The 16007-nt window shown below is 46.0% G+C and carries 13 protein-coding genes and 1 pseudogene; 4 read left to right on the top strand and 10 right to left on the bottom strand.

Going from position 1 to position 16007, the window contains the following annotated elements:
* Nucleotides 1-2: 2 nt before the first annotated feature.
* Nucleotides 3-2705, bottom strand: coding sequence for a pyruvate dehydrogenase (acetyl-transferring), homodimeric type (gene aceE / locus F995_RS12750; RefSeq protein ID WP_004647243.1), 2703 nt, complete (start codon nt 2703-2705; stop codon nt 3-5).
* 327 nt (nt 2706-3032) lie between these two features.
* The gene (locus tag F995_RS12745; protein ID WP_004281322.1) at nt 3033-3716 is read right to left on the bottom strand and encodes a M23 family metallopeptidase; all 684 of its coding nucleotides are present in this window, start codon (nt 3714-3716) and stop codon (nt 3033-3035) included.
* A 107-nt stretch (nt 3717-3823) separates the two neighbouring features.
* Here F995_RS12745 and F995_RS12740 point away from each other — a divergent pair, with 107 nt between their 5' ends.
* The gene (locus tag F995_RS12740; RefSeq protein ID WP_004647242.1) at nt 3824-4264 is read left to right on the top strand and encodes a DciA family protein; all 441 of its coding nucleotides are present in this window, start codon (nt 3824-3826) and stop codon (nt 4262-4264) included.
* 99 nt (nt 4265-4363) lie between these two features.
* Here the strand turns inward: F995_RS12740 and lpxC are convergent, their stop codons facing one another.
* The 7 genes from lpxC to murG all read right to left on the bottom strand — a co-directional run bounded on the left by lpxC (nt 4364) and on the right by murG (nt 12481).
* Nucleotides 4364-5266, bottom strand: coding sequence for a UDP-3-O-acyl-N-acetylglucosamine deacetylase (lpxC, locus tag F995_RS12735; RefSeq protein ID WP_004647241.1), 903 nt, complete (start codon nt 5264-5266; stop codon nt 4364-4366).
* Between the two features lie 126 nt (nt 5267-5392).
* Nucleotides 5393-6586: a cell division protein FtsZ gene (ftsZ, locus tag F995_RS12730; RefSeq protein ID WP_004647240.1), complete on the bottom strand. Its 1194-nt coding sequence runs from the start codon at nt 6584-6586 to the stop codon at nt 5393-5395.
* Nucleotides 6587-6745: 159 nt separating this feature from the next.
* The gene (ftsA, locus tag F995_RS12725; RefSeq protein ID WP_004647239.1) at nt 6746-8008 is read right to left on the bottom strand and encodes a cell division protein FtsA; all 1263 of its coding nucleotides are present in this window, start codon (nt 8006-8008) and stop codon (nt 6746-6748) included.
* 70 nt (nt 8009-8078) lie between these two features.
* The gene (locus tag F995_RS12720) at nt 8079-8933 is read right to left on the bottom strand and encodes a cell division protein FtsQ/DivIB (protein WP_004647238.1); all 855 of its coding nucleotides are present in this window, start codon (nt 8931-8933) and stop codon (nt 8079-8081) included.
* A 2-nt stretch (nt 8934-8935) separates the two neighbouring features.
* Nucleotides 8936-9865 carry a D-alanine--D-alanine ligase gene (locus F995_RS12715; RefSeq protein ID WP_004647237.1) on the bottom strand — a complete coding sequence of 310 codons (930 nt, stop codon included), beginning with the start codon at nt 9863-9865 and terminating at the stop codon, nt 8936-8938.
* A gap of 57 nt (nt 9866-9922) precedes the next feature.
* Entirely contained in the window at nt 9923-11371 is a 1449-nt protein-coding gene (gene murC, locus F995_RS12710; RefSeq protein ID WP_004647236.1) for a UDP-N-acetylmuramate--L-alanine ligase, read from the bottom strand.
* A 12-nt stretch (nt 11372-11383) separates the two neighbouring features.
* On the bottom strand, nt 11384-12481 hold the full coding sequence (murG, locus tag F995_RS12705) for an undecaprenyldiphospho-muramoylpentapeptide beta-N-acetylglucosaminyltransferase (protein WP_004647235.1): 1098 nt from the start codon (nt 12479-12481) through the stop codon (nt 11384-11386).
* Between the two features lie 424 nt (nt 12482-12905).
* Between murG and F995_RS12700 the strand changes: the two are divergent.
* Nucleotides 12906-14109, top strand: a pseudogene (locus F995_RS12700) (CynX/NimT family MFS transporter).
* 50 nt (nt 14110-14159) lie between these two features.
* On the opposite strand, the gene gshB reads toward F995_RS12700, so the two are convergent.
* Complete coding sequence (gshB, locus tag F995_RS12695; protein ID WP_004647232.1) at nt 14160-15110, bottom strand: glutathione synthase; 951 nt, start codon at nt 15108-15110, stop codon at nt 14160-14162.
* Between the two features lie 131 nt (nt 15111-15241).
* Here gshB and F995_RS12690 point away from each other — a divergent pair, with 131 nt between their 5' ends.
* Nucleotides 15242-15442 (top strand): DUF3565 domain-containing protein, encoded by a 201-nt coding sequence (locus F995_RS12690; RefSeq protein WP_004281307.1) that lies wholly within the window; start codon nt 15242-15244, stop codon nt 15440-15442.
* A 124-nt stretch (nt 15443-15566) separates the two neighbouring features.
* Entirely contained in the window at nt 15567-15989 is a 423-nt protein-coding gene (locus tag F995_RS12685; protein ID WP_005105349.1) for a hypothetical protein, read from the top strand.
* Nucleotides 15990-16007: the final 18 nt, after the last annotated feature.

Below are 16007 nucleotides of genomic sequence, written 5' to 3'. Positions count from 1 at the left end.
GCTTAGTTCTCCTCTTTGTAGTCAGCAACAGCATGTACAGATGGGGTTTCTTGCGGTGCCCAAGCTACTGGACGATCTGTATCAAGCTCGAAAGTCGAAATCGCATCTTTTACCAGGCGCGCATCAACTTCACCTTCATCTGCCAGTTTTTTCAAAGTTGCCACCACAATATGGGCAGCATCAACACCAAAGTAACTACGCAAGTTGGCACGTGTATCTGAACGACCATAACCGTCAGTACCCAGCGCTACGAATGGACGACCATCTGGAAGATAAGCACGGATCTGTTCGCTATAAGCACGCATATGATCGGTTGCAGACACCACAATACCTTCAGTACCGCGGAGCTGTTTCGATACCCATGCTTCTTTCACGTCTTCAGCCAGCGGATGCAAGCGGTTGTATTCTTCACATGCCATGCCGTCACGTGCCAGTTCATTGAAGCTGGTTACGCTGTAGACATTTGAATGAATTTGATATTCCTCACGAAGAATCTTCGCCGCCTTGATCACTTCACGCAGAATCACACCTGAACCCAGTAACTGAACGGTGGCTTTCTCGTCTTCTTCAAGCAAGTACATACCGCGCTTGATACCTTCTTCAACACCTTTTGGCATTTCCGGATGCTCGTAGTTTTCGTTCATCACAGTCAGGTAATAGAACACACGTTCCTGGTTCACATACATACGCTGTAAACCGTCATGCACCATCACTGCCAATTCATAACCGAAACATGGGTCATAAGAGACACAGTTTGGAATGGTATTGGCCAAGATGTGTGAGTGACCATCCTGATGCTGTAAGCCTTCACCGTTCAGTGTCGTACGACCCGCAGTTGCACCCAGCAAGAAGCCTTGTGCCTGTGCATCGCCGGCTGCCCAGGCAATATCACCAATACGCTGGAAACCAAACATCGAGTAGTACATATACATCGGAATCATTGGCAGGTTATTGGTTGAATAACTGGTCGCCAATGCTGCCCATGCACTCATCGCACCGGCTTCGTTAATCCCTTCCTGCAACATGTGACCGTCTTTGGCTTCACGGTAATGCATCAGCTGTTCTTGGTCTTCCGGGGTATATTTCTGGCCATGCGCGGCATAAATACCGAGCTGACGGAACATGCCTTCCAGACCGAAAGTACGTGCTTCATCAGGCACGATTGGAACAACACGGTCTTTAATCGCTTTCTCCTTAAGAAGTGCAGAGATTAAACGTACCATTACCATTGTGGTGGATTGTTCTTTACCATTTGAACCGGCCAAGACCGAATCAAATACTGAAAGTCCAGGAATCGCCAGCTGTTCGCTTTCCTTACGACGTGCAGGCAGATAACCACCCAATGCTTCACGACGTGCCTTCATATATTTCAATTCAGGCGAATTTTCGCTTGGACGGTAGAATGGTACTTCTTCAAGCTGTTCATCAGTGAAAGGAAGATTGAAACGGTCACGCACGTATTTCAAAGAATTGATTTGCATCTTCTTGATTTGGTGAGTTTTATTGACTGCTTCAATTTCCTCGGACAAACCATAACCTTTCACGGTTTTCGCCAGAATTACAGTCGGCTGACCTTTGGCTGTACATGCTTCGGCATAAGCAGCAAAGACTTTGTACGGGTCGTGACCACCGCGGTTCAGATTATCAATATCTTCATCGCTTAAATCTTTAACCAACTCAGCTGCTTCTGGATATTTGCCGAAGAACTTTTCACGCGCGTAAGCACCACCTTTTACCTGGTAACGCTGAAAATCGCCATCGACAGCTTCTTCCATCACTGCTTTCAGTGCGCCGGATTTATCTTTATCCAGTAGTGGATCCCAATGACGGCCCCACACGACTTTAATCACACGCCAGCCTGCGCCGCGGAATAGTGACTCAAGTTCCTGAATGATCTTGCCATTACCACGTACCGGACCATCCAGACGTTGTAAGTTACAGTTTACTACCCAAATCAGGTTGTCGAGCTTTTCGCGACCTGCCAGAGAAATTGCACCCAGGCTTTCCGGCTCATCCATCTCGCCATCGCCCAAATACGCCCAAACCTTACGATCTTCTTCTTTGATCAGGCCACGGTTCATGAGGTACTTTTGAATATGTGCCTGATAAATCGACATGATTGGACCCAAACCCATCGATACGGTTGGGAACTGCCAGTAGTCCGGCATCAAATAAGGATGCGGATAAGATGGCAGACCTTTACCACCGACTTCACGACGGAAATTATTTAGATGCTCTTCAGTCAAACGACCTTCTAAAAATGAACGCGCGTAAATACCTGGTGCACAGTGACCTTGGTAATAGATCATGTCGCCGCCGAAGCTATCGCTGTTGGCACGGAAGAAGTGGTTAAAGCCCACATCATAAAGGGTTGCAGAAGAAGCAAAACTCGCCAGGTGACCACCGAGATCATCACCGGTTTTATTCGCGCGTAATACCATTGCCAAGGCATTCCAACGGATCAGCGCGCGAATACGACGCTCCATATCCTGATCGCCTGGCATTGCAGGTTGTTCTTCAACAGAAATCGTATTTAAGTAGGGAGTATTTAAACGCTGAATAGGAACATGCTTTGCAATTGCGCGTTGATAAAGTTTTTCTAACAAAAATGCTGCACGCTCAGTGCCCATGTGCTGCAAAACAGAGTCAAATGCATCTTGCCATTCTTGGGTTTCTTGCGCGTCTGTATCGCCATAAAACGCCATAATCTACAGTTCCTAAAAGCCTAATCTAATGTCTTATATGTACCATATTTAAGACCTCTGCAGGTATGGCCTTAGCTGAATGCGATTTAGCAGTACTATTTAGGAACTAAATGATGGGTGACGTATAATTACACTACATAACAAAAAATAGTCAATAAAGGCGATTTATTATACAATCATTATAATAGTTGGTGATAATATGAGACTTAAAAGTGATAAAACAAAAAGCCCTTCAAGTTGACTTGAAGAGCCTGCAGTTTAAACGCTTTAAAATGCTTATTGGAGGTTTTTATGTATAGAGATGCTTCTTGTTATTCAGGTCTATACTTAAGGTAACATGGCCAAATAAGTAGATGGGTTTTTACGTTGACCGTCTTTTACTACTTCATAATGTAAGTGTGGACCGGTACAGCGACCAGTACAGCCAACGTTGGCAATATGATCACCTGCTTGCACCTGCTCTCCCACACGTGCAATAAGACGTGAAGCATGGGCATAGCGCGTTAAATAGCCATTGCCATGATTGATTTCAACGTATTGACCATAACCTGTGCCCCAACCTGATTTGGTCACAATTCCTGGACCTGTTGCATAGATTGGTGTACCACTTGGCGCTGCAAGATCAAGGCCTGAATGATTTTCAGCACGGCCACTCATGGTACGGCCACCGTAATTTGAACTTACGCGAGAATTAGGTAAAGGATGAGAAATTAGCCAAGAATAAGCACTGTTTGCTGCCGCTTTATTGGATGAAGTATTGGCATACTTCTGAGCAAGCGTTCGATTGTTCAGTTCAACTGGTTTCTCACGAAGTTGAACATTCAATTTAGTCTGTGCTGGAATATCGATATCATCTGGATGAGTATATGCACCCTGTGCCAGAGTACGCGTCAATTGCTCGATACGATCTGTTGAACCATTTTCTTGATTTAGATTGACTAAATCTGCGAACGCAACCGAAGCCGCTGAAACTGATAAAGAAAATGCCAACAAAATACGTCGCATATGCATAAAAAACCTCTCTAAACTGCTTTAATCGAGTTCCTTGAAGATCTCTATCCTTGATATCCACTAAAAGAAGCGCATAAGATTAAGACATAAATATGTAGGAATCATGTATGTCGGAACCTGTCAACGTTTTTCAACAAACAAGAAAACAGATAAAAACAGGAAACTTTTCGTTTCTCTCATCACAAGTCGCTGCCTGGCAGAAACTTACGAAACTCGTACAACCGCTATTGCCCCAACCGGAACGCTGGCAAGTTGTCTGCTATCAAAATGGTGTGTTAACGATTACCGGTGAAAACCAGGCCATGATCAGTCAATTGGCCTATCTTCAAAAGCAATACATTTCACAACTCTCTCAAATAAATGAATTAACAGATCTCACTAAACTTCAAGTTTGCTTGCGGAATCCTTCGCAAACATCACCTGTTTCAGCAACACCTGAAAGAGCCTTAAATGCAGAAACACAGGAATTACTTCGTAGTGCTGCTGACTTTATAAGCGACCCTAAGCTTAGCCAAGCTTTACTACGTTTGGCAAGCAATAAAAAGTAACATAGCAATCAAATGTAATAAATTAAAAAGCAAACATTATGTGATGTGTATCACAGTATTAAAGCAATAACAAAAACATAAAGACACAAACACAATGACTTATGTCACATTCACATACATGATTGGACAATTGGCTTCGTCATCAAATGTTACAATTTCATAGCAGCTTGGATCACTTTTCACATTGCGTAAAAGTTGATTATTCAAGGCATGTCCAGATTTATAACCATCAAATTTGGCAATAATCTGATGCCCGAGCAGGTATAAATCACCCACGGCATCCAGAATTTTATGACGTACAAATTCGTCCGAGAAACGTAAACCTTCTTCATTAACGACCCCGGTTTCATCTACACCAATGGCATTTTCCAGGCTGGCACCCAGCGCCAGATTATTGGCTTTGAGATAATCCAGATCTTTCATAAACCCAAAGGTACGCGCTTCACTGACTTCATAAACGAAGGTTTCAGTAGAAAAATCGATACTGGCGGACTGATGTTCTTTTTTAAAGGCAGGATGATCAAAATCGATGGTGAAATTCAGCTGAAAGCCCTCATGTGGGCTAAAAATGGCACGTTTGTCATCAATGAGTGCTTCAACCGGTTTAATAATCTTGACGAATTTTTTAGCGGCATCCAGCTCTTGCAAACCGCCCTGCATGAGCAGGTAAATAAACGGACCTGCACTGCCATCCATAATCGGGACTTCAGAGGCCGACACTTCAATAATCAGGTTATCAATGCCTAGACCAGCAATCGCACTCATGACATGTTCAATGGTGCCTACTTTGGCATTTTCCTGAACCAGGTTCGAGCACATGAAGGCTTCTTGAATCAGCATGGCATCGGCAGGAATGTCGACTGGCGGATTCAGGTCAATACGACGAAACACAATTCCCCCATCGGCATGGTGCGGCACAAAGTTAATCATGACTTTTTGCCCACTGTGAAGACCGATTCCGCTCGCTTTCACGACACGTTTCAGGGTACGTTGTTTCAACATGCTTTTATCATCTGTTCATCTATAAAACCGCTATACGTTAGCATATTTGGCTATTGATAAAAAACAAAAAGGTGGCTTAAAAGCCACCTTTCCTGTCTAATCTAGCTAAACACATGATGTTACATGTTATTTACGCTGTTGATTCTTAAGATAATCCTGAATGCTCATTGGCGTTGGGCGCGGGCTAGAAACTGAAGCCGCCGCTGGATTCGCTGCTGCACCTGTTTCATGCTGCTGACGCTGAATTGCCGGTACATCATCATCTTCCACCACAGCCTGTGCAGCTGCTGCTGGACGAGTTGCCTGTACATTAGTACGTTTGGTCGGTTCAACTGAATCCGCTGCATGACGGGTGAGACCTGTTGCAATCACAGTCACGCTGATTTCATCACGCGCATCCGGATCAAAAACGGTACCGTAGAACACTTGACCCTCATCTAAATCGACAATCTGGTTCACGACATCAGTAATTTCTTCAATTTCACCGAAAGTCACGTCATCGCCACCAGTCACGTTGATCAGAATGCCTTTGGCATTCATGATAGTCACGTTGTCGAGTAATGGACTACGGATTGCCTGCTCAGCAGCCTGACGTGCACGGTTCTCACCACGACCCAGACCGACACCCATCATGGCATAACCACGAGTGCTCATGGCTGTTTTTAAGTCAGCAAAGTCAAGGTTGATATGGCCAGGACGGACTACCAAATCAAAAATACTGCGTACTGCATTCAACAATACATCATCCGCTTTTTTATAGGCATCTTTCATTGAAATATCACGGAAGACTTTCAATAGACGCTGGTTTGGAATGATGATTAATGAGTCTACATGCTGCTCTAGCGCTTCAATCCCTTTTTCAGCAGACTGTAGACGGCGTTTGCCTTCAAAGTTAAATGGCGTGGTCACGACACCAACGGTCAGAATACCCATTTCTTTCGCAATTTCAGCAACCACTGGCGCTGCACCGGTACCGGTACCACCGCCCATACCCGCAGTTACAAAGACCATATCGGTCCCTTCAAGCTGTTGGCGAATCAGTTCACGGCTTTCTTCTGCTGCGGTCTGGCCGACTTGCGGATTTGCACCTGCACCCAGACCACGGGTACTTTGCTCGCCCAGCTGAATTTTAAATTCGGCTTCCATACGATCCAATGCCTGTTTGTCCGTATTGGCACAAACAAATTTTACGCCCTGGATATCGGACTGCAACATATGTTGTACCGCATTACCACCCGCACCACCTACACCAAATACAGTGAAACGGGCTTGACCATTGCTATCGCTATGATCGTCTTCGAAAAATTCAAATGAGGCCATGACCTATAAAATTCCTAATTCATAATTGGCAGTCACTAAGCCCGTATACTGCCTTAATCTTAATAAAATTGTTTTTAAGAATGCTGCTCATGCGTTCACTTGTCAAGTACAAGCCCGATTAACTACATCTTCCCAACAATATTCACAATAAAAATCGACTTAAAAGATTGATTTCAGGGTGTCATTAAAGCCAAACAAGGCTCTTTTGACCCGCTTAGCCAATGACAACCGCTCTACATCATCCTGTTCCACAATCGTGTCCTGGGTATCACTCTGACTAAACATCAGCAAGCCAGCCACCGTACTATATTGCGAGCGACGTAAAGCAGCCTGATGTTGTTCGTCTGCATACACCTGAGTCGGCGGATTACCTAAATGCGCCGAGACCCCCATGGTACGGCGAACAAAACTCACCATCCCTTCGATATGACTGGCATCACCGGTCAATACCACACCATGATACAAGCCCTGGATGGCACCATTTTTCACCAGCTCATCACGTACCAGACCCAGAATTTCTTCATAACGAGCCATAATAATTTCAGTCAGTTCAATCCGGCTGATGGTTTGTGGCCCATCAATCCCCTGGAACTGAATCATATGGTCAGGCTTGACCACTTTCAGGTCGACACAGCCATACAATAATTTCAGACGTTCAGCTTCTTCGGTCGTGGTTTGCAATACTGCTGCAATATCACGGGTCACATGTTCACCGCCACGTTGGAAGGTATGGGTTAAGGCCAAACGACCATCCACATACACTGCAACATTGGTCGTGCCGGCACCGATATCTACTAAGCATACGCCATATTCTTTTTCGTCTTTCAGCAGGCTGGCTTCAGCAGTAGCCAAGCTCGACACCACCATTTTTTCTACACCAATATTGGCACCTTTCAGGGCGCGATCAATATTCTGCATGGTACTGATCGGCAGCATCATCAAATGATAGTGTCCGGTCATGCTATGTGCCGACATCCGAATCGGGTTTAACACCCATTCCGGTGAGTCGTCCAGCTCAAAACCCAGAGGCACAGCACTGACCAGATAATGATCTGAAGTCAAATGACTAGCTTTAGCCAATTCCAGTGCACGCACCACTTCACTGGTGGTAATCGCATGCTCGCTATTGTCGATCGAGGTGCGACCTGAAGCATAAAAGCTTTTTAATTCGGCACTTGGAATAGAGACCCAGGCAGAATGTACACGACATTCCGCCATATCTTCTGCTTCTTGAACGGCATTTTTAATTGCAGTAATAACTTTATCGAGACTGACAATTTTCCCTTTACTCATGCCTCGGTTACGAGCGGTGGCCATACCAATCACTTGGATATTGTCTGGCGCGTGTACCTTGCCAATCAAAACTGAAACTTTGTGTGTCCCAATGTCAATCGCCACAACCGAGGGAACAGCTTCACTCATTATTCACTACTACCATTACGTGTTTGTTAGATTTATGGCTTTAAATGCCTCTATTTTTTAAAGCCGGTCATTATGGCTTTACTGTTACCTTATTCTCAACGCCCGTGTCATCAATGGTTACAATAAAATGTCCATTTACAATTTTAGGCGGAATTGAATTTTTCCACTGTATCGACAATCCATTGCGATAACGCAGGTCGATGGCCGAAATTTTAGACCAGACCGGCTTTAAATCGCTCTGAGACAGATGGCTCAGGCGTTGTAATTTGCTCATAGTCTGGTCTTTATCCACAATTATTCTTAAACCCGAATCAAACTGCATAAACCAGGTCATTCGCTCGGTGAGATATAATTCTTTTAGACGAATGCCTTGTGGCAAAAATAACTGATTAATTTCATTATAACGACGCATCATGGTTTCTGCATGGCTCGCTGGCCCATGTAGCAACGGTAATGCCTGATAATTCTTGGGTATGACTTCAGTGAAAATAACACCACTGTCACTCAATAAACGCCCTGTTCCCCAACGTGCAATTGCATGATGCGGCATCACCCGCACCCGAATGCCATTTGGCCAGGCTCGGGACACCACGACCCGATCCACCCAGGATAATTCCAGAGTACGATCGCGGATCGCTTCCAGATCTGAAGTAAAATAGTTTTCGGTCACAATCGGTGACACATATTGCATAACCTGACGCTGTTCAGCAGCCGAGCGCGTACCTATCACGCCCAGCTCTGCCACGTCACTATTGGTCATGACTTTATATAAGCCCAATATTCCAAAGGCCAGCACCAATACCGCAATACACAACAATAACCAGCCACCAAAATTGGTCAGCTTTTCTTTGCGTGTCGGCGGCTTGTCGTGAATTGAAGTAATCGCAGCACGTTTACGGCGCATGGAAACAGGAAGTTGAGCCATATTTAGTGTGCCGAACCAGTCAAGGTCTGTTCCAGAATCGCGACACACAGCTCATCAAAACTGTATCCGACTGCAGCTGCCGCTTTTGGCACCAGTGAGTGACTGGTCATGCCCGGTACGGTATTGACTTCAAGCAACCAGAAGTTGCCCTGTTCATCCTGCATGGCATCAATCCGGCCCCAACCACTGGCACCGACTGCTTGGAATGCGCGCAAACTCAAGGCTTTTAACTGTTGCTCTTCAGCTTCGCTTAAACCACATGGAATGCCATATTGCACATCATTACGCTGATATTTCGCTTCATAGTCATAGAAGGCAACATCTTGAGGCGGTTCAAGACGAATCACCGGCAGCGCCTGACCATTTAAAACCACAATGGTATATTCACGACCGGTAATCCATTTTTCTGCCATCACCACAGCATCATGTTCAGTTGCCTTGGTAATTGCTTCTGCAAAATCTTCAATTTTCTCAACCTTACTCATGCCGATACTGGAACCTTCATGTACCGGCTTGATAATCAAAGGCAAGCCTAAAGCATTAACAATGTCGTTCGCATCAGAGTCTTTGGTGACAATGCGATACGGTGCTGTCGGCAATTCCGAACCCTGCCAGACCTGCTTGGTCTTGACCTTGTCCATGCCGATCGCAGAACCTTGTACACCGGTACCGGTATACGGCACGTTTAACCATTCCAGTGCGCCCTGGATCTGGCCATCTTCCCCGCCACGTCCATGCAATACAATAAAAGCACGATCATAATTTACCAGTTCTGTGACACTACGCTCCTGAGGATCAAACGCTTCCGCATTGACCCCTGAACGCACTAATGCCTCAAGTACCGCCGTACCACTGTCTAGAGAAACCTCACGCTCTGCAGATTTACCACCAAGCAACACGGCAACTTTTCCGAATTTTGAAGCATTTGACACGTTTATATCCTTAAACTTTTTTCAATCTGGTCAATTCAATTCAGTCACACAAGATGACTATTTTATATATAAGTGATTTTGTGCAAGTTCGACTGAGATTGCTCCAACATTACCTGCGCCCTGGGTTAATAACAAGTCATTTGCTTGCAATACTTTTCTCATGATCTGATTCAGGTTGCCGTCCGTCGCATCAACCAGAATCGGCTCGACTTCACCACGTAAGCGAATGCTGCGGGCCAAAGTACGGCTGTCCGCCCCGACAATCGGTTTTTCACCGGCAGGATAAACATCCAGCAACAATAACTGGTCTACAGTAGAAAGCACTTCCACAAAATCATCAAAACAGTCACGGGTACGGCTATAACGGTGTGGCTGGAACATCATTACCAGACGACGGTCCGGATGACTCTGACGCGCAGCTTTAATCGTCGCTTCGACTTCTTTTGGATGATGACCATAGTCATCCACCAGTTTCACGTCACCGCCCTCAATCGCAAACTCACCCTGAACCTCAAAGCGACGACCCACACCACTGAAACCTTCCAGTGCACGGCAGATTGAAGCATCAGACACACCTTCATCGGTTGCTATACCAATTGCGGCCAAGGCATTCAGCACATTATGCAAACCTGGCTGGTTGACCGTTACACGCAATGGCTCACGCTCTTTACGCAATACGGTAAAGTGGGTTTGCATGCCATCCTGATCAACATCTACTGCGCGGATGTCATTGTCCTCATTGAAGCCATAAGTCAGTAACGGACGTGCAATCCGCGGCATGATTTCACGGATATTGGCATCATCACCACAGACTACAGCCAAGCCGTAAAATGGCAGTTTTTGCAGGAACTGGATAAAAGTATCTTTCAGGACATCGAAGCTACCGCCATAGGTATCCATATGATCGGCATCAATATTGGTTACCACAGCAGCCATCGGTTCCAGGTGCAGGAAAGAAGCATCTGACTCATCGGCTTCGGCCACGATATAGCGGCTGGCGCCCAAGGCTGCGTTCATACCGGTACGGTTCAGCAAACCACCGATCACATAGGTTGGATCCATGTTTTCTTCAGCCAGCATACAGGTGATCAGACTGGTGGTCGTGGTTTTGCCATGCGTGCCGGCAACGGCAATTCCATGACGGTAACGCATCAGTTCACCCAGCATTTCCGCACGGCGAACCACAGGAATACGGTTTTCAATCGCGGTTTTAATTTCCGGATTTTCTTTATCAATCGCGGTAGAGACCACGATCACGTTGGCGCCCTTAATATTATTTGCAGTATGTCCGATATAGACTTTAATGCCATTCGCTTCCAGCTGTGCGGTGGTATTGGATGCCTTGATATCTGAACCGGAAACTTTATAGCCCTGGTTTTTCAGCACTTCCGCAATACCACACATGCCTGCGCCACCGATCCCCACAAAATGAATGTGTTTGATACGGCGCATTTCCGGCACTTTGATTAACTTTTTCGCTTGTTCAGCTGGGGTTGTTGGAGACATAGTTTACTCGGATTACAATTCTTGAATTAAACGGACCACATGTTGAGTCGCATCGGGTTGAGCCTGTCGGCGTGCTTTCACGGCCATTTCCATTAACAGCTGGCGATTCAGCATCGGCTCTAATAATGTTGTTAAACTTTCCGGGGTCATCGTGGCCTGCGGGCAAATCTTTGCCGCATTGATATTGGCCAGGAAACCGGCATTGGCCGTCTGGTGATCATCCACTGCGCTTGGAAGCGGCACAAAAATCGCAGCCACCCCGGCAGTGGCAATTTCAGTGACGGTCAAAGCCCCGGCACGGCAAATCACCAGATCGGCATCAGAATAGGCTTTGGCCATATCCTCAATAAAAGGCTGTACTTCAACTTGTAGACTGGCCGGTGCATTTTCATAACGTGCCCGGGTCGCCTCGGCATGGTTTTGCCCACACTGATGATAGACGCTTAATCGCACATTGAGTTGCTTTAAAGCTTCCGGAACCCGTTCATTTAAGGCTTGCGCCCCCAAAGACCCACCAACGATCAGAATACGTAAGGGCAATCCTGCCTTGTCACGCTCCTGATAACGCCAGGATGGATTTAAAATTTCGCTAATTTCCTGTCGTACCGGATTACCCGTAGTCACGACTTTATCTTGGGCCGGAAAGGTATTTGGAAAAGCCTGGCACACCGTCTTTGCCACACGCGACAATTGGGTATTGGTAAAACCGGCAACTGCATTCTGTTCATGGATCAGCACCGGAATACCTAAGATACGCGCAGCCAAACCACCCGGGCCTGCCACATAACCACCAAAGCCTGCCACGGCATCGACCTGAAGCTGTTTCATGAATTTCATGGCACTTAAGGTGGCTTTCATAATTTTAAAAGGCGCCAAGGCTTTACGCACAAAACCATTGCCACGCACACCTTGAATATCGATCTGATAAATGGGAATATTCTGGTTTTTTAACAGGCGGTTTTCCATGCCTACGGGCGTGGCCAACCATGAAACCTGTATACCTTTTTGTTGTAAATCTTTGGCAACAGCTAACGCTGGAAACACATGTCCACCTGTACCTGCGGCCATCATCATGACATGTTTAGGCTGTTTTTGCTGAGCTTCGGTCACGGTTTAATTCTTCAATTCAAAAAATGGAGCAGGAAATCTGATTTAAGTAATCAATTGTAATCACAAACCTCAGGCCATGAAAGTTTATTTACTTTATTTCAACAAGGCTTTAATTGTTTTTTTCACGCAAACTTCAAGTTTAGACTCGTTTTATTTATAAGGTCTGCACTTTTCCTTCGACTTAAGTGACATATCATATCAATTTTAAATAGTTTTCTCATTATATTATCAATAACTTTGCCACGAAGAGCGCTTTATTTACAGCGGTCTTCCGTTTTCTCCCGTTCACCTCCTCTCTTATCATTGGCCGATAATCTTAGGCTTAAATCCTATCAATTTTATAAAAGTTTCATGCTATTCATATCTATATATGAATGATGCTTGATGTACAAGCAGATGCTTTAAATGGACTCAGTTCGGATAGATGTCAAAAATCTCATGTCGTGATGTATGGATTATCTTGGCCGGTTATCTGGCTGCGATCCATGTCGGCAAACTTTCGGCCGTGATTCCTGTGTTGCAGCAGGATTTAAACCTGAGTTTTACTCAGGCTGGTTTTTCATTAGCATTGGTGCAGGCTGCCGGAACGCTGTTTGCGCTATGCATTGGCGCCTTCTCGGAAAAAATGGGATTAAAGCGCTGCCTGATCATGGCCTTAATCATTTTAGGGCTGAGCAGTTTTGCCGGGCTTTGGATTACGCAGCCTGCCACTTTATATGTATTGCGCTTTATGGAAGGAATCGGGTTTTTAACCATTTCCTTGTGTGCGCCAGCAATTTTAAAACGTACCAGCCGCGCTGAGACACTGAATTTCAAGATGGGACTCTGGAGTTCCTATATGGGCATCGGTGTCAGTCTGGCCGTATTGACGATTCCTCTCCTGCTTGAATATCTGGACTGGCAAATGATCTGGGCCATTTTGGGCTGCCTGTGCCTTGTCATTGCTGGCATGATTAAACAATATTTAAATATTGAACCTGTCTTGGTAACACAGCCAGACTCTTCTCAGCCAGCTACGGAAAACACCTCATTCTGGCAGATTGTTCAAATTACCCTGACCCATCCTCCCATTATCTGTCTGGCGATTATTTTTGCCTGTTATACCAGTCAATGGATTACTGTCACGGGCTTCCTGCCTACGCTGTATGTCGAACAGGGGCTGGACTTAAAACGCGCAGGGATGCTGGTCTCGATAGTCGTGCTGGCCAATCTGGGGGGCACTTTTGGCGCAGGCATGTTGCTGCAACAGGGTTATAGACCGCCCACCTTATTGAGTACCGGATTTGTAGCAATGCTCTGCAGCAGTGGTCTGGTGTTTGCTGCAAATGCCTGGCTCTCATTTGAATTGCAGGTTGTCAGTGCCTTGCTGTTTTCACTGATTGGCGGGATGATCCCAACCACTGTTTTTTGCGATTACCCTGCACTATGCACCACGTGCCTATGCAGCAGCAGCCAGTGTGGGTGTGGTTTTACAAATTTCAGCCTGCGCACAGTTTTTTATACCGACCCTGAGCGCTGCGCTGATATCTGCCACCCAATATTGGGCCAATCTTGCCATTATCACTGTCTGCCTTTCGATGCTGGGCATGGTAATGACGGCATTTTTATTTAAGCGTTACCCTAAATAAAAAGATAAAAAGAGCCTGCAAGCAGACTCTTCTTTCACCTAATGCTGCCTTTAAACCTGATTGGCCTGACCTGCTTCCAGCACAGCAAACAGATCATCCGCAATCGAAGTACCAAACTGGGCATCAATTTCACGGATACAGGTTGGACTGGTTACATTAATTTCAGTGACATAATTTCCGATCACATCCAGCCCTACAAAGACCAGACCTTTTTCTCTGAGATACGGCCCTACTTTTGCTGCAATGGCCTTATCAGTTTCAGTCAGTGGGCGCGCCTCGCCCAGACCACCCGCGGCCAGATTACCGCGCACTTCACCATTTTGCGGAATACGGGCCAGACAATACGGCACTGGCTCGCCATTAATCATCAGGATGCGTTTATCGCCTTCGACAATTTCCGGAATATAACGCTGCGCCATGATCGGCTGGGTACCATTATTGGTCAGCATTTCAATGGTTGAACCGATGTTGATGCCATCCTGATACAGGCGGAAAATCCCGGTGCCGCCCATGCCATCCAGCGGTTTTACAATCACATCGACCTGTTCTTTGAGAAATTCACGGATCAGGCTTTGCTGCGAAGTCACCAAGGTCGGAACTTGCAGATGCGGGAACTGGGTCGCGAACAGTTTTTCATTACAGTCACGCAGGCTTTGCGGTTTGTTGATGATCCATGCCCCTTCGCGCTCTGCCTGCTCCAGAATATAAGTGGTATAGACGAAGTTCATATCAAAAGGCGGATCTTTACGCATCAAGACAGCGTCATAAGCAGCGATCGACTCTTTTTGTTTTTCGCCAAGTTCATAATAATGGTCGTAGTCTTCAAATACCTGTAGCGGCGCGATCAGACCAAAGGCCTTGCCCTGATCGATATATAAATCTTGCTGCAATGCATAACCGAGTTCATGCCCACGACGTGCGGCTGCCCATAGCATGGCCATGGTTGAGTCTTTCTTCAGGTTTACATTTTCAATGGGATCCATCACAACAAGTACGCGCATGTGTCTCTGCTCTTTTTCAAAAAATGACTTGGCAAGGAGTATAGCTTGTGTCGATTCTTTTGTTTATGGTGATTTTGCATAACTTATTTTATATAGGTACTGAGACAGATTGAGCCCACAGGAGGTTTGCCATGCAACAGGCCATTATCGGTTTTCACTTGGATGAGGAACAGCATTGGGTTGCAGAGCTGGCCTGCGGACATGGCCAGCATGTGCGGCATACCCCGCCCTGGCAAAATCGCCCATGGGTGATGACCGAGCAAGGACGTAAAGAAAAACTCGGGATGCTGCTAGACTGTAAAAAATGCGAAAAGTGCGAAACTGAAACCTGAACCTATGAAAAAAGTAGTATGTAGGTGACCTAAAAAATAATCTTGTCCAGAATTTGCTAATTTGAGTTACTGCGTTTATGCTTTTATTGCTCAAACATGCAGCGCATTTTTTCAGGGTGTACTTTTGCTCATACGGCTCGTCAAACAGATCTGGTTGGTGATGCTTGTGGTTTTTGCCATAGGCTGGAGCAGTGTGTCTGTCGCATCTGCAAACACCATGCATCTGGTTATGCCGTCTGAAAAAACGAATCCTCATTGTCTGGAAATGACAAAACCCTCTGCTTCTCACTCGCTGCATAAGACTGATCCTCATCAAGATCAGGAACTGATTCAGCCGGACTGTGTCAGTGACAGCACCCAGCAGTCATCAGATTGTCTGGATTGTGGCACTATGGCCTGCCAGAACTTGGTCACCAGCCTGCCCATTACAACGCCCGAGTTAAGCGTGCCTGATCACGGTTATCCGGAAAAAACCCTCCTCCCTGCTTACCATGCCCAGCACCTTGTCGGTTACTGGCAAGAAATCCTGCGCCCACCCAAAGCTTGATCCTGAATTTTTAAATTT

Origin of the sequence: Acinetobacter sp. CIP A162 (assembly GCF_000367905.1) — a bacterium.
Taxonomy (GTDB): domain Bacteria; phylum Pseudomonadota; class Gammaproteobacteria; order Pseudomonadales; family Moraxellaceae; genus Acinetobacter; species Acinetobacter lwoffii.
The sequence above is the reverse complement of the archived record's forward strand: the minus strand, read 5'-3'. Positions and strand labels throughout refer to the sequence as shown.